Source organism: bacterium (assembly GCA_004299235.1).
Taxonomy (GTDB): Bacteria; Chloroflexota; Dormibacteria; order Dormibacterales; family Dormibacteraceae; genus SCQL01.
On the sequence record SCQL01000085.1, the window covers coordinates 1 to 1,217 of the forward strand.

At 69.5% G+C, this 1,217-nt stretch carries 1 protein-coding gene; it reads right to left on the reverse strand.

Features of this window, described 5'->3' with window-relative positions; genetic code table 11:
* On the reverse strand, nt 1-1,217 hold a 1,217-nt coding region (locus tag EPN29_14380), incomplete at both ends, for an efflux transporter outer membrane subunit (GenBank protein TAN29980.1).

Here is a 1,217-nt window from a genome sequence, read left to right on the forward strand (position 1 = left end):
TGCCTGACGCTCGGCCTGTACCCGTTCGGCATCGTGGCCGAGCGAACGCAGCAGGTCGGCGACTTGGCCAAGTCCCGTCAGCACGGTCTGCCGGTACAGCGCCAGCTCGGCGTGGAATTGGTCAATGGCCGCCTGTTTCTGCGCGGTCAGTGCACCGCCATGAAAAATCGGCGCGGTGAGACCGCCGAACAGCGTCCAGACCATGTTGGACCCGTCGCCCAGCGACCGTGTGCCAAGCGCCGCCGTACCGACCGAAGCGGACACTGTGAAGCTCGGATACATCTGTGCGTCGGCGACGCCGACCGCCGCGCTGGCGGCGTGCAACCGGGCCTCGGCGGCGAGAATGTCGGGACGGCGCTCTGCCAGCGCCGAGGGCAGGCCGACCGGCAGCTCGGCCGGCAGCGTGAAGTCGGCCAGGTCGACGTCCGGCGGCGAGAACGACGCCGGCGCCTCACCGACCAGAATGGCGAGCGCGTCCTGTGCCACGGCCACCTCTTGCCGTAACGGCGGCAGCAGCGCACGGTCATTCTCAAGCTGAGCCTGGACGGACAGCACATCGGTCCGCGCCAGCTTGCCGTCGGTGTATTGCTGCCGGACCAGCACGAGGGTTTTTTCGTCCGCGGCGACGATGGCTTCGAGCGCCTCGATCTGCCACCGGGCCGCGGCGATGGTGAGCGCCTGATGGACCACATTGCCGGTGACGGCGAGTTGCGCCGCTGCCAGCTGATACGCCTGGTTCTGCGCCAGCGCCTGCTGCTGTTCCACGCGCCGCCCGGTGAGGCCGAACACGTCGGGGCTGAAGCTTGCCGTGGCGCCGGCCGAGTAGAGGTTGTAGGTCGGCAGATCGTGGCTGGGCCGGATACCCAGGGCGAACGGCGGGCCTTTTTGCCGCTCGGCCGAAACGGAAGCATCGATCTGCGGACTATAAGCCCCGCGTGCTTCGGCCACCGCCTGTTGCGCCTGCAGCAGCCGGGCCTGAGCCGCCGCGATGGTCGGGCTGTGGGCAATCGCCTGGCGCACCAGACGGTCCAGTGGTGGCGAGCGGAACAGTTGCCACCAGGCGGCCGGAAGGGCCTGGTCGACGATGACCCGCTGGCCGGGCTCGCCGGCACCCGGCACCAGCTGCGGCGCGGCCGCCACTGACGTATAGGCTGCCGCCTTCGGCGGATGGGGATGCACGAAATCCGGCCCGACTGCGCATCCCCCGAGTAGAGCGG